Source organism: Bradyrhizobium sp. HKCCYLRH2015, assembly GCF_051168215.1.
Taxonomy (GTDB): domain Bacteria; phylum Pseudomonadota; class Alphaproteobacteria; order Rhizobiales; family Xanthobacteraceae; genus Bradyrhizobium.
In genome coordinates, this window is record NZ_JBNPUO010000007.1 from 1 (window position 1) to 26,877 (window position 26,877).

At 66.5% G+C, this 26,877-nt stretch carries 24 protein-coding genes and 3 pseudogenes; 13 read left to right on the top strand and 14 right to left on the bottom strand.

Annotated elements, in window-relative coordinates:
- Positions 1-113: 113 nt before the first annotated feature.
- On the bottom strand, positions 114-929 hold the full coding sequence (locus ACQR1H_RS18800) for an NAD-dependent protein deacetylase (protein ID WP_316238501.1): 816 nt from the start codon (positions 927-929) through the stop codon (positions 114-116).
- Positions 930-1,039: 110 nt separating this feature from the next.
- On the opposite strand from ACQR1H_RS18800, the gene ACQR1H_RS18805 reads away from it, so the two are divergent.
- On the top strand, positions 1,040-1,192 hold the full coding sequence (locus tag ACQR1H_RS18805; RefSeq protein ID WP_316238502.1) for a hypothetical protein: 153 nt from the start codon (positions 1,040-1,042) through the stop codon (positions 1,190-1,192).
- A 6-nt stretch (positions 1,193-1,198) separates the two neighbouring features.
- Here the strand turns inward: ACQR1H_RS18805 and ACQR1H_RS18810 are convergent, their stop codons facing one another.
- The 5 genes from ACQR1H_RS18810 to ACQR1H_RS18830 are packed head-to-tail and all read right to left on the bottom strand — an operon-like array spanning position 1,199 to position 5,876.
- On the bottom strand, positions 1,199-2,104 hold the full coding sequence (locus ACQR1H_RS18810) for a polysaccharide deacetylase family protein (RefSeq protein ID WP_316238503.1): 906 nt from the start codon (positions 2,102-2,104) through the stop codon (positions 1,199-1,201).
- Between the two features lie 4 nt (positions 2,105-2,108).
- Positions 2,109-2,906 carry an ABC transporter permease gene (locus ACQR1H_RS18815; protein ID WP_434908002.1) on the bottom strand — a complete coding sequence of 266 codons (798 nt, stop codon included), beginning with the start codon at positions 2,904-2,906 and terminating at the stop codon, positions 2,109-2,111.
- The gene (locus tag ACQR1H_RS18820; protein ID WP_434884145.1) at positions 2,906-3,772 is read right to left on the bottom strand and encodes an ABC transporter permease; all 867 of its coding nucleotides are present in this window, start codon (positions 3,770-3,772) and stop codon (positions 2,906-2,908) included. Before ACQR1H_RS18820 ends, ACQR1H_RS18815 begins: the two co-directional genes overlap by 1 nt.
- Before the next feature lie 2 nt (positions 3,773-3,774).
- On the bottom strand, positions 3,775-4,845 hold the full coding sequence (locus ACQR1H_RS18825) for an ABC transporter ATP-binding protein (protein ID WP_315800662.1): 1,071 nt from the start codon (positions 4,843-4,845) through the stop codon (positions 3,775-3,777).
- Complete coding sequence (locus ACQR1H_RS18830; protein ID WP_315800663.1) at positions 4,842-5,876, bottom strand: extracellular solute-binding protein; 1,035 nt, start codon at positions 5,874-5,876, stop codon at positions 4,842-4,844. Before ACQR1H_RS18830 ends, ACQR1H_RS18825 begins: the two co-directional genes overlap by 4 nt.
- A 197-nt stretch (positions 5,877-6,073) precedes the next feature.
- Here ACQR1H_RS18830 and ACQR1H_RS18835 point away from each other — a divergent pair, with 197 nt between their 5' ends.
- Positions 6,074-6,811, top strand: coding sequence for a GntR family transcriptional regulator (locus ACQR1H_RS18835; RefSeq protein ID WP_315800664.1), 738 nt, complete (start codon positions 6,074-6,076; stop codon positions 6,809-6,811).
- Positions 6,812-6,826: 15 nt separating this feature from the next.
- Here the strand turns inward: ACQR1H_RS18835 and ACQR1H_RS18840 are convergent, their stop codons facing one another.
- The gene (locus tag ACQR1H_RS18840) at positions 6,827-8,899 is read right to left on the bottom strand and encodes an adenylate/guanylate cyclase domain-containing protein (protein WP_434908003.1); all 2,073 of its coding nucleotides are present in this window, start codon (positions 8,897-8,899) and stop codon (positions 6,827-6,829) included.
- A gap of 313 nt (positions 8,900-9,212) precedes the next feature.
- On the opposite strand from ACQR1H_RS18840, the gene ACQR1H_RS18845 reads away from it, so the two are divergent.
- From ACQR1H_RS18845 to ACQR1H_RS18860, 4 genes are read left to right on the top strand one after another with little or no spacing between them, the layout of a single operon-like run.
- Positions 9,213-9,518 (top strand): BufA1 family periplasmic bufferin-type metallophore, encoded by a 306-nt coding sequence (locus tag ACQR1H_RS18845; protein WP_315800665.1) that lies wholly within the window; start codon positions 9,213-9,215, stop codon positions 9,516-9,518.
- 39 nt (positions 9,519-9,557) lie between these two features.
- On the top strand, positions 9,558-10,478 hold the full coding sequence (gene bufB, locus ACQR1H_RS18850) for an MNIO family bufferin maturase (protein ID WP_434908004.1): 921 nt from the start codon (positions 9,558-9,560) through the stop codon (positions 10,476-10,478).
- Positions 10,465-11,247, top strand: a complete 783-nt coding sequence (locus tag ACQR1H_RS18855) for a DNA-binding domain-containing protein (protein ID WP_316215538.1) — start codon at positions 10,465-10,467, stop codon at positions 11,245-11,247. The genes bufB and ACQR1H_RS18855 overlap by 14 nt, the downstream gene beginning before the upstream one ends.
- Positions 11,247-11,777, top strand: a complete 531-nt coding sequence (locus ACQR1H_RS18860; protein WP_409997873.1) for a DoxX family protein — start codon at positions 11,247-11,249, stop codon at positions 11,775-11,777. The genes ACQR1H_RS18855 and ACQR1H_RS18860 overlap by 1 nt, the downstream gene beginning before the upstream one ends.
- Here the strand turns inward: ACQR1H_RS18860 and ACQR1H_RS18865 are convergent.
- From ACQR1H_RS18865 to ACQR1H_RS18875, 3 genes are all read right to left on the bottom strand, one after another.
- The gene (locus ACQR1H_RS18865) at positions 11,717-13,306 is read right to left on the bottom strand and encodes a hypothetical protein (RefSeq protein ID WP_315800669.1); all 1,590 of its coding nucleotides are present in this window, start codon (positions 13,304-13,306) and stop codon (positions 11,717-11,719) included. The genes ACQR1H_RS18860 and ACQR1H_RS18865 overlap by 61 nt on opposite strands.
- Before the next feature lie 132 nt (positions 13,307-13,438).
- The gene (locus ACQR1H_RS18870; protein WP_316215537.1) at positions 13,439-14,947 is read right to left on the bottom strand and encodes a bifunctional class I SAM-dependent methyltransferase/glycosyltransferase family 2 protein; all 1,509 of its coding nucleotides are present in this window, start codon (positions 14,945-14,947) and stop codon (positions 13,439-13,441) included.
- A gap of 398 nt (positions 14,948-15,345) precedes the next feature.
- The gene (locus ACQR1H_RS18875) at positions 15,346-15,843 is read right to left on the bottom strand and encodes a YchJ family protein (RefSeq protein ID WP_315800671.1); all 498 of its coding nucleotides are present in this window, start codon (positions 15,841-15,843) and stop codon (positions 15,346-15,348) included.
- A 505-nt stretch (positions 15,844-16,348) separates the two neighbouring features.
- Between ACQR1H_RS18875 and ACQR1H_RS18880 the strand changes: the two genes are divergently transcribed.
- A complete protein-coding gene (locus ACQR1H_RS18880) occupies positions 16,349-17,383 on the top strand; it encodes a hypothetical protein (protein ID WP_434908005.1) in 1,035 nt (344 codons plus the stop codon).
- A 41-nt stretch (positions 17,384-17,424) separates the two neighbouring features.
- Here ACQR1H_RS18880 and ACQR1H_RS18885 read toward each other — a convergent pair whose 3' ends face one another.
- A complete protein-coding gene (locus ACQR1H_RS18885; RefSeq protein ID WP_434908006.1) occupies positions 17,425-17,760 on the bottom strand; it encodes an MmcQ/YjbR family DNA-binding protein in 336 nt (111 codons plus the stop codon).
- Between the two features lie 192 nt (positions 17,761-17,952).
- Here ACQR1H_RS18885 and ACQR1H_RS18890 point away from each other — a divergent pair, with 192 nt between their 5' ends.
- Positions 17,953-18,561 (top strand): hypothetical protein, encoded by a 609-nt coding sequence (locus ACQR1H_RS18890; RefSeq protein ID WP_434908007.1) that lies wholly within the window; start codon positions 17,953-17,955, stop codon positions 18,559-18,561.
- Positions 18,562-18,738: 177 nt separating this feature from the next.
- Here the strand turns inward: ACQR1H_RS18890 and ACQR1H_RS18895 are convergent, their stop codons facing one another.
- Both ACQR1H_RS18895 and ACQR1H_RS18900 read right to left on the bottom strand, forming a co-directional pair.
- Positions 18,739-19,641 carry an HNH endonuclease gene (locus ACQR1H_RS18895; protein ID WP_434908008.1) on the bottom strand — a complete coding sequence of 301 codons (903 nt, stop codon included), beginning with the start codon at positions 19,639-19,641 and terminating at the stop codon, positions 18,739-18,741.
- A gap of 158 nt (positions 19,642-19,799) precedes the next feature.
- Positions 19,800-20,558, bottom strand: coding sequence for a DUF7168 domain-containing protein (locus ACQR1H_RS18900; RefSeq protein ID WP_434908009.1), 759 nt, complete (start codon positions 20,556-20,558; stop codon positions 19,800-19,802).
- A 460-nt stretch (positions 20,559-21,018) separates the two neighbouring features.
- On the opposite strand from ACQR1H_RS18900, the gene ACQR1H_RS18905 reads away from it, so the two are divergent.
- Positions 21,019-22,074, top strand: coding sequence for a sugar phosphate isomerase/epimerase family protein (locus ACQR1H_RS18905; RefSeq protein WP_434908010.1), 1,056 nt, complete (start codon positions 21,019-21,021; stop codon positions 22,072-22,074).
- Between the two features lie 11 nt (positions 22,075-22,085).
- Positions 22,086-23,261 carry a Gfo/Idh/MocA family protein gene (locus ACQR1H_RS18910; protein WP_434908011.1) on the top strand — a complete coding sequence of 392 codons (1,176 nt, stop codon included), beginning with the start codon at positions 22,086-22,088 and terminating at the stop codon, positions 23,259-23,261.
- A gap of 563 nt (positions 23,262-23,824) precedes the next feature.
- Here ACQR1H_RS18910 and ACQR1H_RS18915 read toward each other — a convergent pair.
- A pseudogene (locus tag ACQR1H_RS18915) lies at positions 23,825-24,040 on the bottom strand (hypothetical protein); the annotation flags it as partial.
- Position 24,041: 1 nt separating this feature from the next.
- Here ACQR1H_RS18915 and ACQR1H_RS18920 point away from each other — a divergent pair.
- The 3 genes and pseudogenes from ACQR1H_RS18920 to dinB form a co-directional block, all read left to right on the top strand.
- A pseudogene (locus tag ACQR1H_RS18920) lies at positions 24,042-24,686 on the top strand (SOS response-associated peptidase family protein); the annotation flags it as partial.
- The gene (locus ACQR1H_RS18925; protein WP_434908012.1) at positions 24,683-25,774 is read left to right on the top strand and encodes a hypothetical protein; all 1,092 of its coding nucleotides are present in this window, start codon (positions 24,683-24,685) and stop codon (positions 25,772-25,774) included. The pseudogene ACQR1H_RS18920 and the gene ACQR1H_RS18925, both read left to right, overlap by 4 nt.
- Positions 25,767-26,870: pseudogene (gene dinB, locus ACQR1H_RS18930) on the top strand (DNA polymerase IV). Before ACQR1H_RS18925 ends, dinB begins: the two are co-directional and overlap by 8 nt.
- Positions 26,871-26,877 lie beyond the last annotated feature (7 nt).

Genomic DNA, 26,877 nt, shown 5'->3' on the forward strand with positions numbered 1-26,877 from the left:
TGGCGATGCTCAAGACCGCAGAAGAATCCACGCCATGCACCATGTCCAGTCTGTCTGAACCGGACAGCCGTGGGTCAGGCCCGGCCATGACGGCGGAGAGAGGGTGGCCCACCCTAGTCCTGCAGCAGGAACGCCAGCGCCGCGTCGCAGGGCGCTTCGACCTTCAGCGACAAGAGATCATCCGCGCGGGTGCGGCCGAGATTGACGGCGGCGATGGGGATGTTGCGGTCGGCGGCGGCGCGGACGAAGCGGAAGCCGGAATAGACCATGAGCGAGGTGCCGACGACGAGCATGGCGTCGGCCTGCTCGACATGCTCGCGCGCGGTCGCGACGACCTCGCGCGGGACTGTTTCGCCGAAGAACACGACGTCGGGCTTGAGGATGCCGCCGCAGGCCCGGCACCCGGGCACCGTGAACGTGGCGAAATCGACGCCGTCGAGATCGGCATCGCCGTCGGGCGCATCGGCGGCGTCATGCGCCAGCCAGTGCGGATTGGCGCGGGCCAGTTCGTCCTGGAAGTCGGCCCGCGACAGCATGGCGCCGCATCCCATGCAACGGACGCGGTCGAGCCGGCCGTGCAGGTCGATGACATTGCTGGTCCCGGCGGCCTGGTGCAGGCGGTCGACATTCTGGGTCACCAGCAGCGCGCAGCGGCCCTGCGCCTCCAGCCGCGCCAGCGCATGATGCGCGCCGTTCGGCTGGGCGCGGCCGAAGCGGCGCCAGCCGACCATGCTGCGCGCCCAATAGCGGCGGCGCGTCTCGTCGCTGCCGACGAAGGCCTGGTAGGTCACCGGCGGCGTGCGCTTCCATTGCCCGTCGCCGTCGCGGTAATCGGGAATGCCGGAATTGGTGCTGCAGCCGGCGCCGGTCAGCACGACGATGCGGCGGTGGCTGTCGAGGAAGGATTTCAGCGCGGCGGGATCGACCATGATCTCGCAGATGTAGGTGGCCGTGGCGGACCGCGCCAGAGCGCCGCAACGCGGCGCTCTCGGTCTGAACCATTGCGCGCTCCCGGCCTTATCCCGTGGGAGGACCAGCCATGACACCACGCAACGGGCATGATCGCGGACTCTGGCCGCTCGACGGGCCGGCCGACGACGCTGACATGGACGACGAGCGCGACATCGCCACCGGCGAGGGCGGCACGATCGAGGTGCCGCTGACCGACGACGACATCGCCAACGACGATTGACGCAGCTCAGGCGGGCGGCGGCACCGTCGCCAGCCAGTGCCGGGCGATGTCGGCGCGCGGCGCGATCCACGCCGCGCCGCTGCCGGTGATGTGCTCCAGGATGCGGTCGAGCGCGCCGATCCGGCCGGGGCGGCCGATCATGCGCAGATGCAGCCCGATCGACAGCATCTTTGGCGCGCTCGCGCCCTCGCGCACCAGCCAGTCAAAGGCGTCGATGACGTAGTCGGCGAAATCGCCGCCGCGGAAACGCGAGCCGTTGAAGAACTGCATGTCGTTGCTGTCGAAGGCGTAGGGCAGCACCAGATGCGGCCGGCCGCAGACATCGACGTAATATGGCAGGTCGTCGTTGTAGGCATCGCTGTCGTAGAGGAAGCCGCCCTGCTCGACCAGCAGCCGCCGCGTGTTCGGCGAGCTCGCCGAGCGCGTGTGCCAGCCGAGCGGGGGCTGGCCGGCGACGCGCTGGATCGTCTCCACCGTGCGCGCGATCACGCGGCGCTCCTCGGTCTCGCCCATGCCGGCGTGGCTCTGCCAGCGCCAGCCATGCGCCGAGACCTCATGCCCGCGCGCCACGGCATCGCGGGCGAGCTGCGGCGAGCGCTCCACCGCGCGGCCGCAGGCGCTGACGGTGACCTTGACGCCGTGCGCGTCGAACAGATCCATCAGGCGCCACCAGGCCGCGCGCGTGCCGTATTCGAAATGGCTGTCGATGCAGGGGTCGGGGCCGTCGAGCCGGTGCACGACCTCGTAGATCGCCTCGTTGCTCGTATCGCCGTCGCACACCGAGAATTCAGAGCCCTCCTCGAAATTCACCACCAGCGACACCGCGACGCGGGCGTCGTGGGGCCAACGCGGATGCGGCGGCCTGCCGGCATAGCCGGTGAGATCGCGGCGAAAGGCAGGCTGTGAGGTCATCATGTCAATCCGCGGTTCCGGCCAAGCGGTGCAGGCCGACCAGGCGATCGCTGATCAGCAGCAGCACGAGCGTGCCGGCGAGAATGAGGGTGGAGAGCGCAGCCAAGGTCGGATCGGGCGCCTCCTCGATATATTGCAGCATGCGGATCGGCAGGGTTTTCGAACGCACGTCGGTGAGGAAGATCGAGACCGGATAGTTGTCGAACGAGGCGAGCAGGCTGAACAGCCCTGCGATCAGGAACGACGGCGCCAGCGCCGGCACCATCACGCGCAGAACGCTGCCGGCATAGGTGCAGCCAAGCGTGCGCGCCGCCTCGATCAGGGTGAAGTCGAACCGCGACAAGCCGGCAATCATGGTGCGCGCCACGTAGGGCAGCGTCACCACGAGATGGGCCACCAGCAGCGCGCTCCAGGTCGCGGTGAAGCCGACCATGCGGAAATATTGCAGCAGCGCGATGCCGAGCACGAGGCCGGGCATCATCAGCGGCGACACCAGCAGCGTGCCCAGCGCGGTCGCGCCGGGCAGCCTGCCGCGCGCGATGGCGATGGCGGCGAGCGTGCCGGCGACCATCGAGAGCGCGGTCGACAGCACGGCGATCTGCAGCGACAGGACCAGCGACGGCCAGAAGCCGTCGAGCCGGCCGATGCGGCCATACCAGCGCAGCGACGCGCCCGACAGCGGCAGATCGAACACCGGTGTCGGCGAGAACGAGGCGGCGGCGATCACGACCAGCGGCAGCAGCAGGAACAGTGCGAGGCCGATCGCGAGCACCCAGCAGATGATGATGGCGAGGCGCGACATCATTTCGGCTCCCGGGACAGCATCGCACTGAGCGCGACGACGATGATTGCGATCGCCAACAGCACGACGCCGGCGGCCGCGCCGAAGCCGGGCTCGCGCGCCAGCAGATAGGCCTTGGCGATGGTGGTGGCGAGGGTCGGATATTTCTCGCCGATGAGCAGCGTCGGCACCACATAGGCCGACACCGACAGCGAGAACACCAGCGCCACGCCGGCGATGATGCCCGGCAGGGTCAGCGGCAGGATGACGCGAAAGAACACGACCAGCGGCGAGGCGCCGAGCGTGGCCGCGGCTTCAGCGTAGCGGCCGTCGAGCTGCGCCACGACGGCGTAGATCGGCAGCACCATGAACGGCAGGAAGATGTTGACGGCACCGACGATCAGCGCGGTCTGGGTGAAGATCATGCGGATCGGATCCTCGATGATCCCCATTGCGATCAGCACCGTGTTAATGAGGCCGTCGCTGCGCAACAGGATGGTCCAGGCGAAGGCCTTGACGATGACCGAGGCGGCGAGCGGCAGGAACAGCGTGGCCAGCAGGATCGAGCGCAGCGGCCCACGTGCGCGGGCCAGCGCGAAGGCCGCGGGATAGGAGATGAGAAATGCGATCAGCGTCGTCAGCAGACCGAGCCGCAGCGAATTCCAGATGATTCCGAGATAATAAGGCGTACCGAGCAGCCTCGTGTAGTTCGCCGGCGTGATGCCGCCGTTGGCGTCGAGCACGCTGACGCCGAGCAGCAGCGCCAGCGGCAGCACGAACACCAGTGCCGTTATCAGCAGCGATGGCGCGACGAAGCCGAACGCCGCGAGCCGCTCGCGATCCGGCGCGGTCTTGACGATGGGCGCTGATAGCACGGCGTCGGTCATGGTCAGGTCTCGGCGGCGAAGGCGAAGGTTTCGGCGACGGGCCACGCGAAGCGGACCTCGTCGTGCACGCGCGGCACCTCGGCCTCGCGCCCCGACAGCTCGGCGAGCAGGCTCGCGCCGGCGCCGGCATCGACGTCCACGAGGGTCCGCGAGCCCTGGAACACGACCGACCGAACGCGGCCGGCCGCGGAGTTGGCGCCCTCTCCAACGCCGAGCCGCAGCTGCTCCGGCCGCGTCACCACGATCACCGAGGCCCCGGGCTGGAACGCGCCGCGCGCCGACAGACGGCCGACCGGCGTGACGACTTCCACCGTGCCGTCCTGCGCGCCGACCACCTGGCCGGCGATGCGCGTCGACAGCCCTACGAAGTTGAGCGCGAACAGGCTGGCCGGCCGGGCATAAAGCTCGCGCGGCTCGGCGAGCTGCTCGATGCGGCCCTTGTTCATGACCGCGACGCGGTCCGACATGGTCAGCGCCTCGTCCTGGTCGTGGGTGACGAAGATCGCGGTTGCCTTGACCTCCTGCAGCAGCCGGCGCAGCTCGACCTGCATCTCCTCGCGCAGCTTGCGGTCGAGCGCCGACAGCGCTTCGTCGAACAGCAGCACGTCCGGCTCGACCGCGATGGCGCGCGCCAGCGCGACGCGCTGCTGCTGGCCGCCCGACAGCGCCGAGATGCGGCGGCTGCCGAGATGGCCGAGCTTGACCAGCGACAGCGCGCGCTCCACCGCACGATCGATCTCGGCCTTGGGCGTGCCGCGCACCTTCAGGCCGAAGGCGACATTGCCGGCAACGGTGAGATGCGGAAACAGCGCATAGCTCTGGAACACGACGCCGACATTGCGCCGGTGCGGCGGCACATGGGTGACGTCGCGCCCCGCGAGCGCGATCGTCCCGGCGTCGGGCGGTGCAAGGCCGGCGATCGCGCGCAGCAAGGTGGTCTTGCCGCAGCCGGACGGGCCGAGCAGGGTCACCAGCTCGCCGCGGCGGATCGTGAGATCGACGCGATCGAGCACGGTCGCGGCGCCAAACCGCTTGGAGACCCCGCTGATGACGAGATGCGGCGCGCCGGTCATGTCATCTCCTTGCTCCAGCGATCGACCCAGCCGGCGCGGTTCTTGGCGATGAAGGCCCAGTCGGGCGCGAACAATGTCGCGGGATCGGGATAGCCTGAAGGCAGCGGCGTGGCCTGGTTGGTCGGCGCGATGAAGGCCGTCTTGGCGAGGATGCTCTGCGCCTCTGGGCTGAGGTAGAAGTCGATCACGGCGTCGGCGAGATCGCCGGCCGGCGCGCCGCTCACCTTGGCGATGCCCGACGGCATCGAGAAGCCGCCATCCTTCGGGATCGCGAGGTCGACCGGCGAGCCGTCGGCCTTGCGGATCAAGGTGTAGGCCGAGAACTGGCCGCCGATCATCCAGGCCTCGCCCTGCTCCAGCAGATTGATGGCTTGCGGGGCATTGGTATAGACGTTCAGCAGGTTGGCCTTCAGGGTCTTGATCTTCTTGAAGCCGGCGTCGATCTCGTACTGCGCCTCCTTGTAGGGCTTGCCGGTCTCGAGATGCGCGGCGGCGAGCAAGGTCCAGAACCCTTCGGTGTTGGACAGCGACGGCACGACGATCTTGGAATCGTATTTCGCATCCCACAGCTCGGCCCAGCTGCCAGGTGCCGTCTTCATGCGCCTGGTGGAATAGGCGATGCCGGCCCACGGCTTCTGATAGTTGGCCCACATGCCGTCCTGGTGCACGGCATCGCCGACAAGCTTGCCGAGATTGGGGATCGCCGAGGACGACATCTTGGTGATCAGCCCCTCGGCCGCGGCCGGCAGCATCACCGGATCGTCCATGATCACCACCGAGATCTTCGGGCTTGCCTTGTCGGCCTGCATCTTCTGCAGATTGGTCAGCGAGTTGGTGCCCTCATAGAGCACCTTGCAGTCGAGCTTCTTCTCCAGCACCGGAAACAGGTCGGAGTTGAAATATTTGGCGGCGCCGGCGGGGCCGCCGATCACGATCTCTTTCGGGGCGGCGCGCACCAAAGCGGGCGCGGCGAAGGTGGCGGCGAAGGCCGCACCAGTCTTCAGGAGGCTGCGGCGGGAGAAGGGGTGCATGAGAGGATCCCGTGTGAGCTGTCGCGTGGCGTGTCACCCGAGATCAGCAAGCGTCGTGCCAAATGTGCACATTTCTTGATTCGGCAATGAGATCAGCGTTCTGAGCTACCTCTCGATCCGCATCGTGCCCGGCCACGGGCAGAATGTGCACATTTTTTGGAGGTGACGTGCCGCGCCTTTGGGCCTAGCAGTTCGCCATGGCGATGCGAGCGCAGCGAATCGGAAAGGCCAATCCCGCCGAGGACGAGGCGGTGTATCAGGCCATCCTGCGTGCGCTGCTGGAAGGCAAGCTCAAGGCCGGTACCAAGCTCGCCGAGACGCCGCTGGCTGACATCTTCGGCGTGTCGCGCGAGCGCATCCGAAAAGTTTTGCACCGGCTCGGCGCCGAGCGGCGGCTGGAGATGATCCCGAACCGTGGCGCACGGGTGCCGCGGCCGACGCTCGATGATGTCAGGCGAGTCTATGAGGCGCATCGCGTCCTCGAGGCCGGCGTGCTCAGCCAGCTGGTGCTGCGGGTCGATGATCTCCTGCTCGCCCGGCTCGATGCGCATCTGGCGGAGGAGCGCGCGGCGGCACAGCGCGGCGATCGCGCGACCTCGGTGCGGCTGTCTGGCGCCTTCCACGTCCATCTCGTCGACTCCATCGGCAATCCCGAGCTGTCGCGCATGCTCGGCGATCTGCTCAGCCGCTCCTCGGTGATGGTGTCGGTGTACGAGCCGGCGGCGCAGTCGATCTGCGCGGTCGACGAGCACGGCGCGATCGTCGCGGCGCTGCGCGACCGCGACCTGATGCGCGCGATCGCGGTGTCGCGCGAGCACTTCCTGCATGTCGAAGGCCGGCTGCGGCTCGACCAGGACGCGGCGACGCCCACCCAGGATCTCGCCGCGGTGTTCGCCGGACGACGGCCGCTGCGTGGCAAGCGGCGCTCGGCCTAGCCGGGCCGGCAACCGCTACTTCGTGGTCAGCGCCGTCACCGGATGCCAATGATGATCCGGCCGCGTGCCTGCCAGGGGCCTGCAGCGCGCGATCATGGACTCGGCGGAGCGATCGCCGGGCTTGAGCGCGAGGACAGCTTCGAAGGCCGCGCTGGCAGCCGCAAAGTCCTGCGCGCGATAGTCACGCAGTCCGCGCGCGTAGTGCGCGATCCAGCGCATGTCCTGCGCGGCGACATTCTCCGCAAGCCCGACCAGTTCGTGGACGCGCAGGCCCTCCTCGCGGCCATAGACGGCGATGCGGTCGATCTCGCGGGTGAGAAACGCCTCGCCCGCCAGCCGCGCGGTGCCCTCGCCGATCAGGATGTCCGTGCCGTAGACCTTGTTGGCGCCCTCGAGTCGGCTCGCGACGTTCACGGCATCGCCGATCACCGTATAGTTGAGCCGCAGCTCGGAGCCGATGTTGCCGACCAGCATGGGACCGGAGTTGATGCCGATGCGGATCGCGAGCGGCCGGCCGTCATCGTCGCACAGGCGGCTGGCTGCAACCGCGTCCCGGCACGCCAGCGCGGCGCGGCAGCACAGACCGGCGTGATCGGGCTGCGCGGCCGGTGCGCCCCAGAACGCCATCACCGCATCGCCGATGAACTTGTCGATGGTGCCGCCGTGATCGACGATGACGGCCGAGATCAGATCGAGATAGCGCGACAGCAGCGGCACGACACGGTCGCCCATGCGCTCCGACAGGCCGGTGAAGCCGGCGATGTCGATGAACATGACGCTGAGCTCCTGGACATGGCCGCCCGGCCTGGCGTCGACGCCCTGCCGCAGCAATTGCCGGACGAGATCGGCGGGAATGAATTTTCCGAATGACGACAGGCCGCCGGCCATGTCGTGAATGGCGCTGGACAGGCTGGCGATCTCGCGCAGCCGCGACGGATGACGGCGCACCTGCTCGAGCGCGAAGGCCTCGATGTGGCGCAGTTCGGCCACCACGCGCCCGAGCGGCGCAGCGATCACGGCACGCGCCAGCGCGGCGGAGACCAGCGCCGCGAGCACGGCGCCGATGCCGAGACCGATGATCACGCGCCGCAGCGCCGCGTCGACCGGGCCGAGAAACTCCGCTTCCGGAATCACCGTGACCAGCGACCAGCCGGGAAACGGCAGCGCCGTGCGCGCCACCTCGAAGGCGCCGTCGCCCGATTGCACGCGGCCGCGCCAGGCGTCGCCGCCGTCGCGCGAGGACCGCATCGCCTGCTGCGCGATCGGCAGCAGCGGCTGAGGGACCTGCCCGGCATTGACCTCGTCGGCGGTCTCGTCGGGCGCCGCGACCAAGCCGCCGTCATGCCTCAGGATGAACGCGCTGCCGGTACGTCCGACCTGAAGCTGGGCGAGAAAGCGCGCGATGCGCGCGTGCTCGATGATGATGGCGAGCACGCCCTGCCGCTCCTGATAGACGTCGATCGGGCCGGCCAGCGCGATCGCCGGGCGTTCTCCGCTCGGGTGATGATCGACGCTGAACCAGCGCGGCTCTTCCGCGGCGAGGCTCTCCTTGAACCAGGGCTGGTCGGCGACCTTGAAACGGGTCGGCTCGAAGCGGCGTGACGCGAACTCGATGTCGCCGGGCACGACGTCGTATTCATCGACGCGGCGCTGGCCGGGGTGATCGGTCAGCGAGATCTCCATCATCTCCAGGCGCCGGTCGCCGAGCTTGTGGGCAGCGAAGAACGAGCCGTCGGGCCAGCCGAACGCCGCCGATGAGATCGTCGCCTGCGACTGCAGCTGCGACAGGAACACGAATTCGCGCTTGTCCGCCTCGCGGGTGTCGAGCACGTTCTGCAGGAACAGCGTGCGGATGGCAGTGTGCGCCGCGCGCGCCTCGCTGACGATCGCGCTCACCTCCTTGCGCACGGCGCTCGCGATCTGCGCATTGATGGTGCTGGCGAGCTGACGGCTGATCGCCTCCGAGGTGCGCCACCACAACAGGCTCGAGGCCAGCGCCGTCAGCAGGATCGCGGTCAGCACCAGCGCCGACACGGCGAAGCGGATGCTGACGGTCAACCGCTCGCCGGCGGCGTCTCGGCGCGGCACTCGGCTGTTTTCGCTCGCCATCATCGCAGGTCGATGTCCGATCGGACCGATCGGCGCGCGGGGCTGCGCCCGACGGGGAGCCGCCAGACTGCGCTCTCATGACGTGCGCCACCAATGCCGGCTGGCTAAGTCGATGATGCCTGCAAAGCATTGGCACTTCGAACCCGCCTGCGTTCGATTGGACGCAGCTCCGAAGCACGCAATACCGCTCACAGGGTCGTGAGCGGAATCGCCGCGTAACATTCTCGTGGCTGCGGGCGAAGGAGAGATGCGCATCGCCAAGCGAGCGATGCAGAACACGAGAGGAATTGTCATGCCCGCCAAGAGAACCGTCACCACGCTGGCGCTCGCCGGCGCCGTCAGCACCGCGCTCGCAAGCCTCGCAATGGCTGGGCCACTGACCAAGGCCGAAGCGGAAGCCGCAATGGCCGCCAAGAAGGAGAAATGCTTCGGCGTTGCCCTGAAGGGCCAGAACGATTGCGCCGCCGGTCCCGGCACGACCTGCCAGGGCACCTCCACGATCGACTTCCAGGGCAACGCGTGGAAATTCGTCCAGGGCGGCACCTGCACCAGCATCGACGTGCCCGGCGGCCGCAAGGGCTCGCTGAAGCCGATCTGATCGCTCTCGTTCACCCCAAGCGGAAAGCGGAGACGCAGCATGAGCACCGATGCCCCCCCTGCACCGTGCCCCACCATGCCGCTTCGCTTTCCGCCAACTCTCGGCGGCGTCGCCGGGACCAGCTTCAAGCCGTCGCACCTGACCGCCATCCTGGCCGAGGCGCCGCAGCGCGGCTTCTTCGAGGTCCATGCCGAGAACTACATGGGCGCCGGCGGGCCGCCGCATCGTCAGCTCGAGGCGATCCGCAGGGATCATCCGCTGTCGATCCACGGCGTCTGCATGTCGATCGGCGGCCCGCAGCCGCTCGATCGCGACCACCTCGCGCGCTTCCGCAAGCTCGTCGCCCGCTATCAGCCAAGCCTGGTCTCCGAGCATCTGGCGTGGTCGACGCACGACACGACATTCTTCAACGACCTGCTGCCGTTGCCCTACACGACCGCCACGCTGGCACGGGTCTGCGACCATATCGACGAGGTGCAGAGCGCGATCCGGCGGCCGATCCTGCTGGAAAATCCGTCGACCTACGTCGCCTTTCACGACTCGACGATGAGCGAGACCGACTTCATCCGCGCCATCGTCCGCGGCACCGGCTGCGGGCTCCTGCTCGACCTCAACAACGTGTTCGTCTCCGCGATCAATCATGGCTTCTCGCCACAGCACTATCTGGCCGACTTTCCGCTCGTCGCTGTCGGCGAGATCCATCTCGCCGGTCACGCCGTGCAGGCCGACGATGAAGGCGAGCCGCTGCTGATCGACAGCCATGACGGCCCCGTCGCCTACGATGTGTGGGCCCTGTTCGCCAGCGTGATCGCGCGCAACGGTCCGATGCCGACGCTGATCGAATGGGACAGCAACATTCCGGACTGGCCGGTGCTGAAGGCAGAGGCCGCGGCCGCGCAGACGATTCTCGATGACCACGCTCCCGGCTGCTCGCAGGAGGTGCGCGATGCCGCAGCCTGAGCAGGTTTCCGGCTACGCCGCCCAGTTCGCCGCGGCGCTGCTGACGCCGGATCGCGCGACGCCTGTCGCCGTCAGGGGTCCGCTGGCCAAGGCGGCCGGGCGTCGGTTCAACGTCTACCGCAACAACGTCACGGTCAGCCTGATCGAGTCGCTCATCGCGATCTATCCGGCGGTGCAGCGCATCACCGGCCCCGACTTCTTCCGCGCGATGGCGCGGGCGCATGTGCGCGAAACGCCGCCGGCGTCGCCGCTGCTCTTTGACTATGGACGCGACTTCCCCGCCTTCATTGCAGCGTACGAGCACGCCCGGACGATGCCGTTCCTGACGGACGTCGCACAGATCGAGCGGGCCTGGCTCGACGCCTATCACGCGGCGGACGCCGCGCCGCTCGACGGCGCCACGCTGGCGACGGTGCCGCCCGAGCGGCTGCCGATGCTGCGCTTCGCCGCTCATCCCGCCACCCGCATCGTGCGCTCGGATTTCGCGGCGGTCACGATCTTCTCGGCCAACCGCGGCGATGCCCCGGTGCCGCGCATTGATGGCTCGGTTCCGGAGGACGCGCTGATCACGCGGCCCGCGCTCGACGTCGTCGTGCGTCACCTGCCACGAGGCGGCGCGATCTTCGCGAGCCTGCTGGTCGCGCGGCAGCCGCTCGACGTCGCTGCGGAAGCCGCGTTCGAGGCCGCGCCGGAGTTCGATCTCGCCGCCAACGTAGCCGGCCTGATCGAGGCCGGCGCCTTCACGGACATCACTTTCGAGGACGCATGATGACGACGGACCACTCCATGGCGCCGACCCCGACGCTGTCGCTGCCTTCCCTCGTCGGCCAGGCCGTGCGGCTGCTGCAGAGCGCGACCCCGCTCACCCTGGTCCAGCTCGTCACTCGCATTGCGCTCGCCGTGCCGTTCTGGCGCTCGGGCATTCTCAAATGGGACGGCTTTCTCAGGCTGAGCGACACCGCCGTGACCCTGTTCAGCGACGAGTTCATGCTGCATCTACCCGGCGGGCCATATCACTTTCCCATGCCGACGGTGATGGCGTTCCTGTCGGGCTGCGGCGAGGTCGGCTTCCCCGTCCTGCTCATTCTCGGCCTCGGCACCCGCTTCGCGGCGCTCGGCCTGCTGTTCATGACGTGCATCGTCGAGCTCACAGTGCCCGACGGCTGGCCGATCCATCTGACCTGGGCGGCGATGGCGCTGGGCCTCATCGCCCATGGCGGCGGAAAGATCTCGCTCGATCACGTTCTCGGCGGGCTGTTCGGCGGCGCGCACCAGGGCAGCGCCAGCCGTGGCATGTAGTAGCCGCGCCACTCGCAGACCTCCTCGGGCCCCCTGCGCTTGAGCGCCATCTTGACCGGCTCGGCCTGGCTGATGCCGACATGGAGCGCGAGCAGCGCCGCGCCGATCGGATAGGCGAAGCGGGAGAAGCGCAGGTCCGACAGACGATCGAGCAGGACCATGCCGGCGATGATGATCAGGGGATCGGTGAAGACGAAGTACTCGACCTTCAGCCCGCGGCGGACGCCGAGCGTGTCGATGCCGATGGCCGCCAGCATCAGGAGGACGGCCTGGATGGCCGCCTGCCGCTCACCGCGGCGCCAGGCGATGACGATGCCGGGGATGACCAGCCAGGTCAGGAACACCGCGGGGCGGGCCGACGATTGCAGCACGAAGGTGTAGCGCCGGATGACCCCCAGCACCCCCGATAGCAGCAGGCCGACTGCCCCGGCGAGGCTGCCGGCGGCCTCGGGCGCGTCGACATAGGTGATCATCTTCTCGAGAGGATTGAGCACGACCACGACATCGTTGATGTCGTAGCTCAGCTTCAGTGCCAGCACGCCGAGGCTTGTGCCGGCCACCGCCGCCAGCAGTGCCGCGACAGTCTCGGCCGCGCTCACCCGCCACCGCCACGCGAAGCCGACCATGCAGGCCGCGACCACGCCGAGCAGCGCGAACTGATAGATGCCGAAGCGGCCGAACAGTATCGGCTTGAGCCCGGCAGCCGTTGCATTGACAGGATCGAAGCCGGCGGCGATCAGCGGCCAGGCGGCGATCGCGGCGACGATTGCCGCCACGGCTGCAACCATGACGGCCGCCCACGCGCGCGAGCTTTGCCAGAACGCCACGCTTGCGCTCGCCGCCGTCCCGAACGGCAACACCAGCACAGGAATGGCGGCGATCAGCAGGATCGCATGCACCTTGTTCTCCAGGCCGAGCATGCAGAGCAGCGCGGCGAGTCCGACGGCGAGCGGCCGCGCCAGGCTGGCGCGGCGCGCCACAGCGATCAGGATCATCAGCGCGAGGATGCAGAACGACGCCGCGATCATCTCGCTGCGCAGGATGCGCAGATGCATCTGCACGCCGCCGGAGAAGGCGAAGGCGGTGACGGCGAGCATGGCGATGCGCCAATCGGACACCAGCCGGCGCGCGGCCCAGGCAAAGGCGAGGATGATGCCGGCGGCCGTCAGCAGCGCGGCGACGCGTCCGGCATGGACGGCGCTGGTCATCGCCGCGTCGAAAGCGGCGCGGTCGGCGGGGATCGCCGACAACGTCCAGGCGTCGAGCAGGCCGAGCCGGTGCAGCAGCGCGAACCAGGTCTCGACCGAGAGGATGGTGAGATAGGCCGGGTGGTCGAAGAACACCTGCGCGCCGCCGTCGTTCATGGCGAGCGCGTTGTAGATCACCATGAAGTCCATGTCGGCATTGCGCCAATAGACGGTGAAATAGCCGGCGGTCAGGAACGACACGAGCGAGAGCAGCAGCGCGACCGCAACGCCGCCGCGCCAGCCGAACGGGGTGAGGCGGTCGAGCGCGTCGCGGCGCGGCATGTCCTTTGTCGCACAGTTCTGGCCGGCATCTTGGGAAGGGCCGTCACCGCGGATCACAAGCAGCTCCGGCGGGAACTCCAATGAAGCGCATCGGCCCACCTCGCAGGCGTGGTCCGCGCGCGCACGCCATCCTCAGATCGCCTTGATCTTGAAGAACGCGAACACGACCATCTTCAGCAGCATCCAGCCGTGGCGAAAGCGGGAGATCTGGGTTTCGCCATAGCTGCGCGCGGCGTAGCGGATCGGCAGGTCGATCGATTTCAGGTTCAGCTTCGAGGCGCCGAAGATCAGGTCGAAATCGCCGAACGGATCGAAATCGCCGAAATAGGCCTTGCCGGCCTTGAGCCTGACATAGTCGCTGCGGCGGAGCACCTTGGTGCCGCAGAGCGTATCGGTGTAGCGCTGATTCAGGAGCCACGAGAACAGGTAGGAGAAGGTCTTGTTGGCGATGAGGTTGAGGAAGCGCATCGCGCCCTCGTCCATCGGATAGACCAGGCGCGAGCCGTTGATGAACTCGCCCTTGCCGGAACGCAGCGCCTCGAAGAATTTCGGCAATTGCTCCGGCGGCATGGTGAGGTCGGCATCGAGGATCATCAGCACGTCGCCGCGCGCGGCGTCGAACGCGGTGAACACCGCGTCGGCCTTGCCCTTGCCAGGCTGGCGCATCAGCTTGATGTCGTGATCCGGGAACGCCGCGCGCACCCGCTCCATCTCCTCATAGGTGCCGTCCTGGCTGTGGCCCTCGATGAAGATGATCTCGATGTCGTTGCAGAACGTGGCGATGCGCCGGACCGCCGGCTCGATGTTGCCGCGCTCGTTGCGCGCCGGGATCACCACCGTCGCCGAGCGGACGTCGTCGCTGACGCAGCACATCGATCGCGATACCAGATAATGTCGCAGCGCCAGCGCGCGCAGGCCCGGCAGCACGCTGAGGAAGCGATTGGCGAAGCGGCCGAGGCCGTAGAGCCGGAGCGGCGACAGCACGCGCTGCTCCGATTTGACGGGATCGAAATCGGCCAGGTGCGCCAAGCTGCGCAGGTCGGCCGGCGACAGCACGTTCTGCTCCGGCTGCGGCATCCGCAGGCCCAGTGCTTCCGCAGCCTTCAGCAGCGGATACCAGAGGTGCGAGAAGTAGCCGATGACGAGTCGCGTCTCGCGCGTGCACAACGGGTGCAACTGCGCGATGAACTGCTGGCAGTCGTCGAGCGAGCCGATGGTGTCGAGCACCAGGATGACATCGAACGGGCCGGTGGCGGCGGCGAGCGTGGCCGGATCCTCCGCGTCGCCCAGAATGAAGGTCAGCTCGGGATGCCGGCTGCGAGCGATCGCGATCTGCTTTTCGCTGAAGTCGATGCCGACACCGTAGGACGGCGCGAGCGAGGCCAGCGTATCGCCGAGGCCGCAGCCGATCTCCAGCACGCGGCTGCCCGGCGGAATCAGGAAGCGCAGATAGCACGCATCCTCGCCGTGAAAGAACGCCGCCTTGTCGCGCCAGTCGGCGCGCGCATCGGCGAAATGGTTGGCATGGTCGAGGATGGCCGCCTTGCGCGGCGACAGCGCCTTCGTTGCCGGCGACAGGGTTGCGGCAACCTGCGGCCGCTCGCGTTCGTCCTGCCGGACCGCCTCGTCCAACTCCGCCACCTGATACCACCCCCGCTAGGAACTACGTCCTTCTAGGCCAGCCCGGTTGGGCGGAGTCAAGGCGGTGGCAGAGAAGTCCTCCGCTCTGTTGGCATCGTGACGCCCCGGCTCTGACGCGCGACGGAAACGAGCAGACATCCGCCGGCCACAATGAGGCCCGCGCGATCGTTCGCGCCGCATGCGTCCGATCTTTGCTTCTCATTCGCGCTCGCAACTAAGCGGGCGCGGGAAGACCGGCGACGCGGGACCGTCGTCGCGAGATTGGCGCCGGCGCCAGCGGCTGGAGCGCCGGCGCGCCGGCCTGCGCGGGGGCACGGAAGCACCTGACGAGTCCGCAGTCGCGGCTCCCCCCTCCTATCAACACAGCGATGCACCGCGATCGAGACATGCCGCCGCGCTCACCGCCCGCAGCAGAACTTGTATTTCTTGCCGCTACCGCACGGGCATGGATCATTGCGGCCGACCTTCGCGGTGGCAGCCGCCCGCTTCGGCTCCGTGACGGCGGCGCGCGCGTCACCCTCGACGAAGCGCCAGGCGCCGTCGTCGTCGCGGCGAAACTGTGAGACCTCGTGGTGCTCGATGATCTTGCCGTCTTCGCGATAGCTGGCGATGAAGCTGACGACGCCATCGGCGTCGCCGGGCTGGCCGCGGACCGACGAGACGATGCGCAGGCCGAGCCAGGTCGCGCGCGTCGCCCAATTCTTCGCCGCGACAGGGTCGAACGCAGCACGCCTGTCGGACGCGAGCGTCGCTTCGATGTAGCCGATGTCGCCGCGCGTATAGGCCGTGTAGCGCGAGCGCATCAGCGCCTCGGCGGTGGGCGGCATCGCGTCGCCAAGCAGATAGGGACCGCAACAGCGGTCGAAGGGAAGCTGTGATCCGCAGGGACATGGCATGAGGTGACGTGGGTGCTCCGATCCCGAAATGACATCATAGTGCGATCGAGAAGCGCCGGCACCTCTTCGTTCGATCAGTGAACAGAAGTATGCCTCACGCGGCGGTTGTGACTCCAAAGACGCAGGTCGCCAGCGTTCACCACTGCCACTGCCGCTACACGCGCGGCGCGGTTTCGAAACCGGCGAATCCGTGTTAACCATTGGTTTAGAACATGGGTGTTGGGCGCACGGCTGACCGGCCCGGCCCCGCGCGGACCAGAACCTTCCGGGCGCCGCCTCATTACGTGGCGCTTGTGACCGCAAGCCCTCCGCATCATCGGCGGACCAGGGCGCGGGAGACGCCAACGATTTCTTCGCGCGACGCCAGCCCGGCCGCAAGAACGAAGGCCCGCTTCGAGGCGGGCCGCTGCCCGATTCCCCATCAGACGTGCACCCGATGCCGGCGCGGTCAGCGCTGCGTGCAAACGCAGCGTCGCGCCCATCACGACCGATTGGAGCAGCCCCGATGGCTGATGAGTCCGTAGTCGCATCCATCATTCCCTGGCGAGAGCCGAAGACGGCCAAGCCGCGTCCGAAGCGCGCCAAGGTCGTCAAGCCACGCCCGCGGCCCCGAGCCGACAAGGCCGAGAAAGCCAAGATGGCGGCGCTCGACGACGAGATGCTCGCGTCCGAGACGCTGATCATGCCGGACTTCCTGGACTACGTGAACGAGCCGGCGAAAGCTCCGGCCGTTGCCGAGGCGTCGCGCACGGGGGCGGCTGCCAGCGCGGCCGCCGCGGCGATCCCGGCCGCAGCGCCGCCGGCCACGATACCGCCGCGCGATGCGCCGGCCGCGACCGAGGCCGAGGTCGTGCAGGCCGCCGCGCCGATCACGCCGACGAAGCCCGCGCGCGCTGGCATCACCGCCTCGTCGGTCCTGCTGCAACTGGCCGCACTGGCGCTGGCCGCGGTCGGCATGGCCATGAACGGCTGGTTCGCCCACTCGCTCGGCTCGAACAGCACCGCGGGCTATATGTTCCTTGCTGTCGGCGTGACCGCCGACCTCGTCGCGCTGGTGATGCCGACCTGCGCCGCTCGGCTGTGGCAGGCGCGCCACCGCGCCTCGGCACTGACCGGCTGGGCGGTGTGGCTGATGACCTTCGTGTTCGCGGTCACCGCCGGCATCGGCTTCGCCTCCACCAACATCAGCGACGTCACCTTGGCGCGCGCCTCGCGCGTGACGCCCGCGGTGCAGGCGGCGCAGACCGCGCTCGCCGACGCCATGACCGCGCGCGACCGCGAGTGCAAGGGCGGCGTCGGCAAGTTCTGCCGCGAGCGCGAGGCCGCCGTTGCCGAGCGCCGGCTGGCGCTGGACGCGGCGATGTCCACGGTCAGCCAGACCGCCGATCCGCAGACCGAGGCCGCGATCAAGCTGGTGGCGTGGGTGTCGCGCGGCGTGGTGAAGCCCTCCGCCGAAGACTTCGTCATGCTCCGCCTGATCCTGCTGGCGCTCCTGCCGCAGATCGGCGGCATCCTGCTGATGGTCGGGCGAAGGGTGTGAGAGTTCTTGTCGCCGCCGGCGATTGTTTCGCCGGGGTCGGCTCAGCGCCTGCTGCGGCCGCGTGAACGCGGCGGACGATGCGCGGCGCGCCACGCGCTCTCGAGCACGCTGCGCAGGCGAGCGGCGTCGACGTCGGCGAGCGACACGGTGGTCCAGCCCTGATCACCCCATTTGTTGGGGACCCGGCGAAACACGCCGGGCTGCAGGCCGGCATGGTGCTCCTGCTCGTCGGGCGAGAGCAGGACATTGGCGGATGCGCCATCGGCGGCGAGGGTCGCGAAGGTCCGGTGCAGCTTGAACGCGGTGCGATCGAAGTGAGGCGCCTCGGTCGCTCCGGCGAACGACAGGGCGAGAGTCCGAAATTCGTCACCAGTCATCTCGACGCGCCTCTTGCGATCCTGTTCGAGCGATACGACTAGCACCGGCCATGGCGGCCCGCCATTCGGGGACGCCGCCGCGCTGCACGCGAACGTGATGCCCAGCCCCCCCCCGGGGCCTTGATGCAGGTCAAAATTATACGACGCAGTTTCTATATGGCTTGTCGCAGGATGGATCAGAGGAGAGCAGCCATGCCGGCACAGAGCGCGATGCAGGTCTACCTGAACTGGGCCAGGGAGCGCCTCCACGAGATGGATGCCGCGCTGGAGTCGCTGGGGGTCAAGGCAGCCGAGGTCGAGGCAGCATCCAAGGTGAAGACCGAGGAGATCATGGCGGACCTGAAGAAGCGCCGCGGCGACCTCGAAGCCCTGCTCAAGACGCAGGCGGCGGCCGGCGAAGCCGCGATGGCCAGCGCGAAGACCGAGCTGGACGCGCACTGGGCCGGATTCGAGGCGCAGATGAAAGCCTATTTCAATGCCGCCGGCCAGCAGGCCGCGCAGCAGCAGGCGACCTTCAAGGACATCGCCGCGGCGCAGGCAACGGCATGGCGGGAGTCGGCCGACAGGTTTCGCGAGGCGGCGACCAAGGTGACAACGGTCGGCACCACCGATCTGGACGCCGTGCTGAAGCAGCTCAAATCCGACGCGGCAGAGGCCGGCGCCCATCTCGAGAAGCTGAAACAGACGGGCAGCGAATCCTGGTCGGTGCTCAGCGCCGCCCTGAGCGAATCCCGCAAGGCGTTCGATCAGGCCAATCAGGCGGCGTGGAATGCGTTGAAGGGCTCTGGCGGGAAGAGCTGAGGGCGGTACGGCCAGAACGCTGCGATCCATCATATGGCGGCGTCGCGAAGCTCGACGCCCCCCGCTGCCGACGGATGGACGAAACGTGACGGGGTCGAGGGAAGCCGCAGCACCGCCCCTAGGGCAAGCCTACCAGCGCGAGCGGACAGCGCCGGTCGGACTTACTCCCTGATCGAGTCACTGCTTGAAGCAATGACGGCGATGCCATTGCAGAAAGTGCGGGTGCGGTCGATCTCGGGCGCGGTCCGGAGCGAAGGCAACCCCGGACGGATTGATGAAGCCACGGATACGATCGATGTCGTTGACGTGCCGAGAGACCAGGATGGCGAGATCATCAGCAAGGCTGATCAATCCTCGGTCGAACATCCAATGGACCGTTCCCGACAAGGCCAGCCCGTTTTGCACGAGGTCGGGCCCGTTAGCCTCGACAGGGCGAATATGGGCCGCATTCACTTCGGCACGTCCGCCGCCGTTGATCAGTTTCAGCCCAGTGATTGCGCAACGCTCGCCATAGGCTCGCAGTACGATCTTGCGGAACAGGCGATCTCGGGCGATACGCGACGTTAGACGTTGGATGCGATCGCGGAGCTGCTCTGACACTAATGGCGCTTGATCCTCTTCAAACCCGTCAAGGGGGTGGCCGGCCTCCGGCACACGCGGCAACAAGGCGTCTCGATCATCCAGACCCCGCTCGATGATACGCTGAAAGTCCTCCGGCGAAATCGGCCGCACAGCCGCCTGCGCCCGGCCCGAGATCTTGCCCGCCTCGTTGAGCAGACCCCGTTCGATCGGACCGTTCTGCTCGCTGAAAGGAACCGGGCTGACGAACTCGAGGTATGAGCCGGGCTGAATGAGCGCGAGATACATATCGGGCGCCTTCGGATCTGGAATGATCCGCTCGACCCGAGCGATAGCGAAATAGCCGCGCGTTCCCAGCACTTTCGTCGGCTCTAAGTAGACAATCCAATCTCCGACACTGCCCTGCGCGCGGCCGAGATATTGTTTGGGAAATTGGTACTGCTCCGCCGGACTATCGTCGTAGATCGAATCAGTCCGATGCATGAAGACGCAGTAGCCCATGCAGGCAGCTTAACTGAGCGGCTGGGATGGAAGCAAATGTCATGGCCAGCCGAGATCGCCCCGTCGCTGCACTTAGGACGCTGGACGTCGATCCATGACGCAGCAACCGACTTGGGCCGTGCTTTGAGGCCCCATAGCCGACGTCGAACCGGCGTCCGTCAGCCTCGCTTTGAACTACGTGGCGGTGACGCGCCGCTCACGCCCGGACTGATCGCGAGCGTGGTGCCGGCGGCGCCTCCGGCCTCATAGGCGGCCGTCGACACCATCCGGCTCGTGCTGCGCGCCGACCTCAGCTTCAGATCGAGCTTGTCGAACTCGGCATCGACCACCGAGGTCTTGAGCACGACCAGGCCGCGGCCGGTGGTTTCGTTGGCCTGATCGCGGCTCGCCTTCATTGCCACCAGGCGGTCGGCGATCGACACCACCATGCCGAGGGCGAAGGAGGCATTGGCGAGATGCCGGTCCTGATGCCGGAACCGGCGGTAGTCGGCCGAGGTCTTGTAGCGGCCGAGCTCGGCGCGCACGGCGTTGTCGATCAATTCCGCCAGATAATGCGCAACCTCGACATCCGCCGGGAGGCCGAAGAACACATAGCTCGCCTCGCCGGCCGGGTTCTTCTCGCGCCAGACCCGGCAATCGCAGAAATGCGCGATCGCGCCGATGCAGTCGTCGAGCGGAATGCGCTTCTTGCGATGGGTCTCGTAGACCTTGCGCTCGCACGCCGACGCCCGCAGCTCGAGGTCGGACAGCGACAGGTCGTGGCGATCGAGCAGTTCGGCGACCTTGGCGGCCGCGGACAGTGCCTCGTCCTCGGTGCAGCCATTGGCGATGGTTTTCGCGCGCAATGCCTGGATGCGGGCCTTGAGCCTGTCGAGGGCGACAGGATCAGCGGCGGGACGATCGAATGTCTGGCTCACCGGTCAGGCTCCAAAGACAGCGCGACAGGATGGCGCCACGGACACGAGCATCCACCACAGACGGCGACGATCGACGTCGTGTGATCCCTCGTTCTCATCAATGGGCGGAGCGTCGTGCGTCCCAGGCCAGTGACATTGCATGCGTCATTCATGGTGCAGGTGAGCCGTTGGAGGACCGCAATCGACTTGGCTCGTCATTGGCAGATGGAGCGACCGGGGACATTTCGCACACGGCACTCATCGACTGTATCTCACGGTCCTCGCGCCTTGAAAAGCCTGGCGGGGGGATGCCGAGGACGGCGTTACGGTCGGCATTGCAGTGCGCGCAGCGCGAGCGTCCGATGCTGCAAATTGAGACTGGTGGTGAAACGCAGAGGGGTTCCAGCGTGGCGGACGCGCCGGTGCGATGGCACTATCGGCCAGCGAGCACGCGCGCATCCACGGGAGAAGGGAGCATGCGATGAAGCAGATCAAAGGTCCCGCCATCTTTCTCGCCCAGTTCGCTGGAGATGCGGCGCCTTTCAATTCGCTGGATTCGATTTGCGGGTGGGCGGCCTCGCTCGGGTATGAGGGGGTTCAGATCCCGAGTTGGGACGGCCGGCTCTTCGATCTTAAGAGGGCGTCCGAGTCGCAGGACTATGCCGACGAGGTGAAGGGCATTGCAGCGCGCCACGGATTGGCGATCACCGAGCTCTCGACGCATCTCCAAGGCCAGCTCGTTGCCGTTCACCCGGCCTATGATGCGGCCTTCGATGGGTTCGCGGCGCCGGAGGTTCGTGGCAATCCGACGGCGCGCACCGAATGGGCCATAGATCAGGTCAAGCGGGCGATCCTGGCGTCAAAGCGTCTTGGGCTCACCGCACACCCAACGTTTTCCGGCGCCTTGGCATGGCCCTACATCTACCCGTGGCCGCAGCGTCCACCTGGTCTCGTCGAGGCCGCGTTCGACGAGCTCGCGCGGCGCTGGCGGCCGATCCTCGAATATGCCGAGGACCACGGAGTCGATCTCGCCTATGAGATCCACCCCGGCGAGGACCTGCATGACGGCGTCTCCTACGAGATGTTCCTGCAGCGGGTGGGGAATCACAGGCGCGCCAACCTGCTGTACGATCCCTCACACTTCGTTCTGCAGCAGCTCGATTATCTCGCCTACATCGATATCTATCACGAGCGCATCAAGGCGTTTCACGTCAAGGACGCCGAGTTCAATCCGACCGGGCGCCAGGGCGTCTATGGCGGATTCCAGGGCTGGGCCGATCGGGCCGGCCGCTTCCGCTCGCTCGGCGACGGCCAGGTCGATTTCGGCGCGATCTTCTCGAAGCTGACGCAATACGGCTATGGCAGCTGGGCCGTGCTGGAATGGGAGTGCGCCATCAAGCATCCCGAACAGGGTGCGCGCGAGGGCGCCGAGTTCATCAGGAGCCATATCATCGAGGTCACAGAGAAGGCTTTTGATGATTTCGCCGGCTCCGGCACCGACGACATGGCGAACCGCAAGATGCTGGGCCTGTCCTGAGGGAGGAACAGATGGCCATCGACGCAAGCCATGAAGCCGGTCGACAGGCGCGCATCCGGCTGGGAATGGTCGGCGGCGGACAAGGGGCCTTCATCGGCGCCGTCCACCGCATCGCCGCGCGCATCGACGACCAGTTCGAGCTGGTGGCCGGCGCGCTCGCATCCGATTCCACCCGCGCCAAGACCTCGGCCAAGGAGATCGGGCTTGCCGATGATCGCGCCTATGGCTCGTTCGAAGAGATGGCCAGGGCCGAAGCGGCGCGCGCCGACGGCATCGAGGCGGTTGCGATCGTCACGCCGAACCACATGCACGCCCCGGTCGCGAAAGCCTTCCTTCAGGCCGGCATCCATGTGATCTGCGACAAGCCGCTGACGACGACCTTGGCCGAGGCCGAAGAGCTGGTGGCCCTAGTCCGATCGACGGGCAAGGTGTTCGTGGTGACGCACAACTACACCGGCTATCCGATGGTGCGGCAGGCGCGGGCGATGGTCGCGAGCGGCGAGCTCGGCGACATCAGGCTGGTGCACGCCGAATATCTCCAGGACTGGCTGACCGAGCGGCTGGAGCAGAGCGATCACAAGCAGGCGGCGTGGCGCACCGACCCCGCCCGCTCCGGCCCGGGCGGCTGCATCGGCGACATCGGGACGCACGCCTACAACCTCGCCTGCTTCGTCAGCGGGCTCGAGCTCGATGAGCTGCTCGCGCAGCTGTCGACCTTCGTCCCGGGGCGTCGTCTCGACGACGACGTCCAGATCCTCCTCAGATGGAAAGGCGGCGCGAGGGGCATGCTGTGGGCGAGCCAGGTGGCGGTCGGTCATGAGAACGGCCTGACCTTGCGCGTCTCCGGCAGCAAGGGCGGCCTCGAATGGGTGCAGGAGAATCCAAACCAGCTCTGGTTCACGCCCTATGGACGCCCCAAGCAGCTTCTGACCCGCGGCGGGGCGGGCACGCTCGGCGCGGCCGCGCGTGTCACCCGACTGCCCTCCGGCCACCCCGAGGGCTATCTCGAAGGCTTTGCCACCATCTACGCCGAGGCCGCCCACGCCATCCGCGCGGCCAGGGTCGGCGAGAAGCCGGATCGCGACGTGCTCTTCCCGACCATCGAGGACGGCCTGGCCGGCGTGAAGTTCATCGATGCAGCCGTCAGATCATCGGCCGCCAAGGGCGCGTGGATCCGGATGAGTTGACGCCGACACGCCGTCCCGAAGCTTCTGGCGTTATAGGCGCTCGAACGCCAGCCGGAAGACTGCAACGGACATCTGCGAACGTTTTGCTGGCGGAGAGGGAGTCCGCGCTTGTCAATGCAATTCTCATTGTTTTTCAATGACTTCGATGCATCTGCGTGGCAGCTGCCCATTGTGCCACCCGCATCAAACCGCCGGATTGTAGCGGAAAACAGCGAACGATTGGGGCCAAAAGTGGAAGGCCGGATCACTGAGGCGAGTGTTGCCGGAGCATCGACATGCCCTTTCACCGATCACAGAAGCACTCGCTGGCCGCATGACCCTGCGGGCAGCTTATCCAGGCTCAAGCTTGAATTCATCAGAAGTCCCTGGGAACCAGCCCCAAGAGGTGGAAGGCTTGCGGCCAATCGAGACCGCTGATCTGGACGCTACTCATCGAAATCTACCGCCGCAAACCGGTACGACGTTGAAAAGACGACCTCAGCTTCGCCAATAAGTGACTGTCGATCCCGTCGTAGTAGCATACCCATATTCGAGCCGGCTCGCGGCCTCGACGGTTCCCACACCTAGCTCAGGATTCGAGCCGCGAGGGCAGCTTTATCCTGCGGTAAGAAGCGACCATGGTGGTGCGCCACCATATCGGGTGTGTCCTGAATAGCGTAACTGGCCTGCTCGTATGAGCCTGTCTGTTTCAGAATATGCGTTGCTAGTACATCGCGAACGTTATGTGGCCCATGGGGTAGAAGACCAGCAATTGCACCGCGACCAGTGTAAGGATTGTAGAACCTCCCCTCGATGCCGGGCATCTTTCCGGACTATCCCGCGCCGGTCGTGCGCAACGCCGCGGACGGACGCGAGATCGCGATGGCGCGGTGGGGCATGCCGAGTTCGCAACGGGCGCTGACGGACGCGACCAAGAAGCTGCAGGCCAAGGGCAAGACCGTCGACTTCAAGGAACTGCTCCGGATGGAGCCGGATTCCGGAACCACCAACATCCGCAACGTTAACAGCGCGCACTGGAAGCGGTGGCTCGGTCCGGAGCATCGCTGCCTAGTGCCGTTCAATTCGTTCGCCGAGTTCAATAAGGCCGAGGGCGACGACATCTGGCTCGCGCTCGACGAGACCCGTCCTCTTGCCTGCTTCGCCGGCATCTGGAACAACTGGACCTCGGTGCGGAAGGTCAAGGAAGGCGAGCCCACCAACGACCTCTACGCGTTCCTGACCACCGAGCCGAACGCCGAGGTTGGCGCGGTCCACTCGAAGGCGATGCCCGTGATCCTGACGACGCCGGACGAGGTCGAGGCCTGGATGACCGCGTCCGCAGACGAAGCGCTCAGACTGCAACGGCCGCTTTCCGACGGTACACTCCGGATCGTCGCCCGCGTGAAGGAGGATCCGGTCGCGTCGGCGGATGAATTGCGGTCATGAACATTGCGGATCTGACTTTCGACATGGTGCGCTCGTATGCGGAAGCGTGCCGCGAATTGCATGACTACATCGCAGATCTTCAGCAAGATGGTTTCGGTCTCGTCGTAATCCCCTCACGCGGAGCTCACCCCTTCTTCGATGGCGCCAATCGTCACGACTACGAGACACGGCCGAGAGAGATGCCGATCTCGCCCTTTCAACTCATAGACACCCTGTACCTGCCGTTCACCGCGGATTTTGGACAAGCGAGCCCATTCGAATCCAGAGATATTCGCCGATATTGGTCGCGCACGCTTGCCGCGATAGTTCACCGCGACACAGAGGACGTCGCTTATCGCCTGCACGAATATCTTCGGGGAAGTTCCAAAGGATTTGCCATCGGCGACACGTCCATCAAACCGGCGAGCTCCGAGAAATTCATATTCGTGGATACCGTCGTATCCGGTCGCGCCATCTGCGAGATTTTCGACGCATTCGACGAGTACGGGCTCACCGATTGCCATTTTATACTTCTGGTCGACGAGCGAGGCAAAAGGCTCAAAGCCGAGTACAGGCGTCGCATCGATGAGATGACTCTATCGCAACGAGCAACAGTCATTCAGGTCGAGAAGATATTCACGGAGGACGAAGGGCCTGCGATGAGTGGCATTTGGACCGTTACGTTTCCGGATATCATGGAGCACGCCCGCAAGATGATACCCGAATTGGCGAATTCAAACGAAGTCGGCGCCGGCCTCTACTACTTCGAGGTCGCCAACCGTGAAGATTCATCGAACCTCGATTTCACAATCTCGAACGCGATTCTCTCCACCATGATCGGGACCGCTGTCGCCGCCGGTCCCGACCACGTCGTCAAACGATTTCTCGAAGATTTTCAGCAGCACATCGCCGCTACAAAGCTCCAGAATCAGGCTCGCACGAAAAATGTCGCTGATCTGCGCATATTCAAAGGGCTGCCTATCGATTCGACCGACATTTCCAGCTCGCACGTTATTCGCGCTCACATGGCGCCGACGCGAGCGGAGAGATTTCTCAGAAACTTTTTGGCGGGCCACAAGACGCCTGAGCATCGGCCGTGGCATGACTGACGATGCCGACCAATCTTCCCTCATTCCTCGCCAGCGCAAGATCATCCACGTCGACATCAACGCGTTCTATGCTTCGGTCGAACAACGGGACAATCCGGAGCTCGGCGGCAAACCGGTCGCCGTTGGCGGATCGCGCGATCGCGGAGTGGTGGCAGCCGCGAGCTACGAAGCCCGCAAGTTCGACGTCCGATCGGCCATGCCTTCGGTCACCGCGCAGCGGCAGTGTCCGGATCTGATCCGCCGTAAAGCCGCGCTTCGATGTCTACAAGGCGGTCAGTCAACAGATCCGCGCGATCTTTGAAGAGCACACGCCGATCATGGAGCCGCTGTCGCTGGACGAGGCCTATCTCGACATCACCGACAATATGCAAAACATTCCGCTGGCGCGCGACGTCGCGCTGGCGATCCATGCCAGGATCAAAAAGGTGACGGGTCTCAACGCGTCAGCCGGCATCTCCTACAACAAGTTCCTCGCCAAGCTTGCCTCCCACCACCGCAAACCGAACGGCCAGTACGTCATCACGCCCGAGACGGGTCCCTCGATCGTCGAGGCGCTGCCCGTGGGCAAGTTCGACGGCATCGGACCGGCGACCGGCGCGAAGATGAATTCCCTCGGGCTCCACACGGCCTCGACATGCGCAATCAGACGCTGGAATTCATGCAGGCCAACTTCGGCAAGGCCAGTGCGTTCTACTACTGGATTTCGCGAGGCGTCGACGACCGGGAGGTCCGCGCCAACCGGATCAGGAAGTCGATCGGCGCCGAGAACACTTTTTCGAGCGACCTCACCGATTTCGACGCCTTGGCTGCCGAGCTGCAACCGCTGATCGACAAGGTGTGGCGTTACTGCGAGGACAAGGGGACGCGCTGCCGGACGGTGACGCTGAAGGTGAAGTTCGCCGACTTCGAGATCATCATCACTCGCAGCAGGTCCGGGCCCGCCGCGGTCTCGAGCCGGAACGAGCTCGAGCGCCTCTCGCTCGCGCTGCTGGAGACCGAGATGCCGCTTCCCAGATCGGTACGCCTCCTGGGCGTCTCGCTATCTTCGCTGCAGAGCGACGAACAGGAAGAGCCGCAGCTCGGCCTTCCGCTCTGAGAACGGC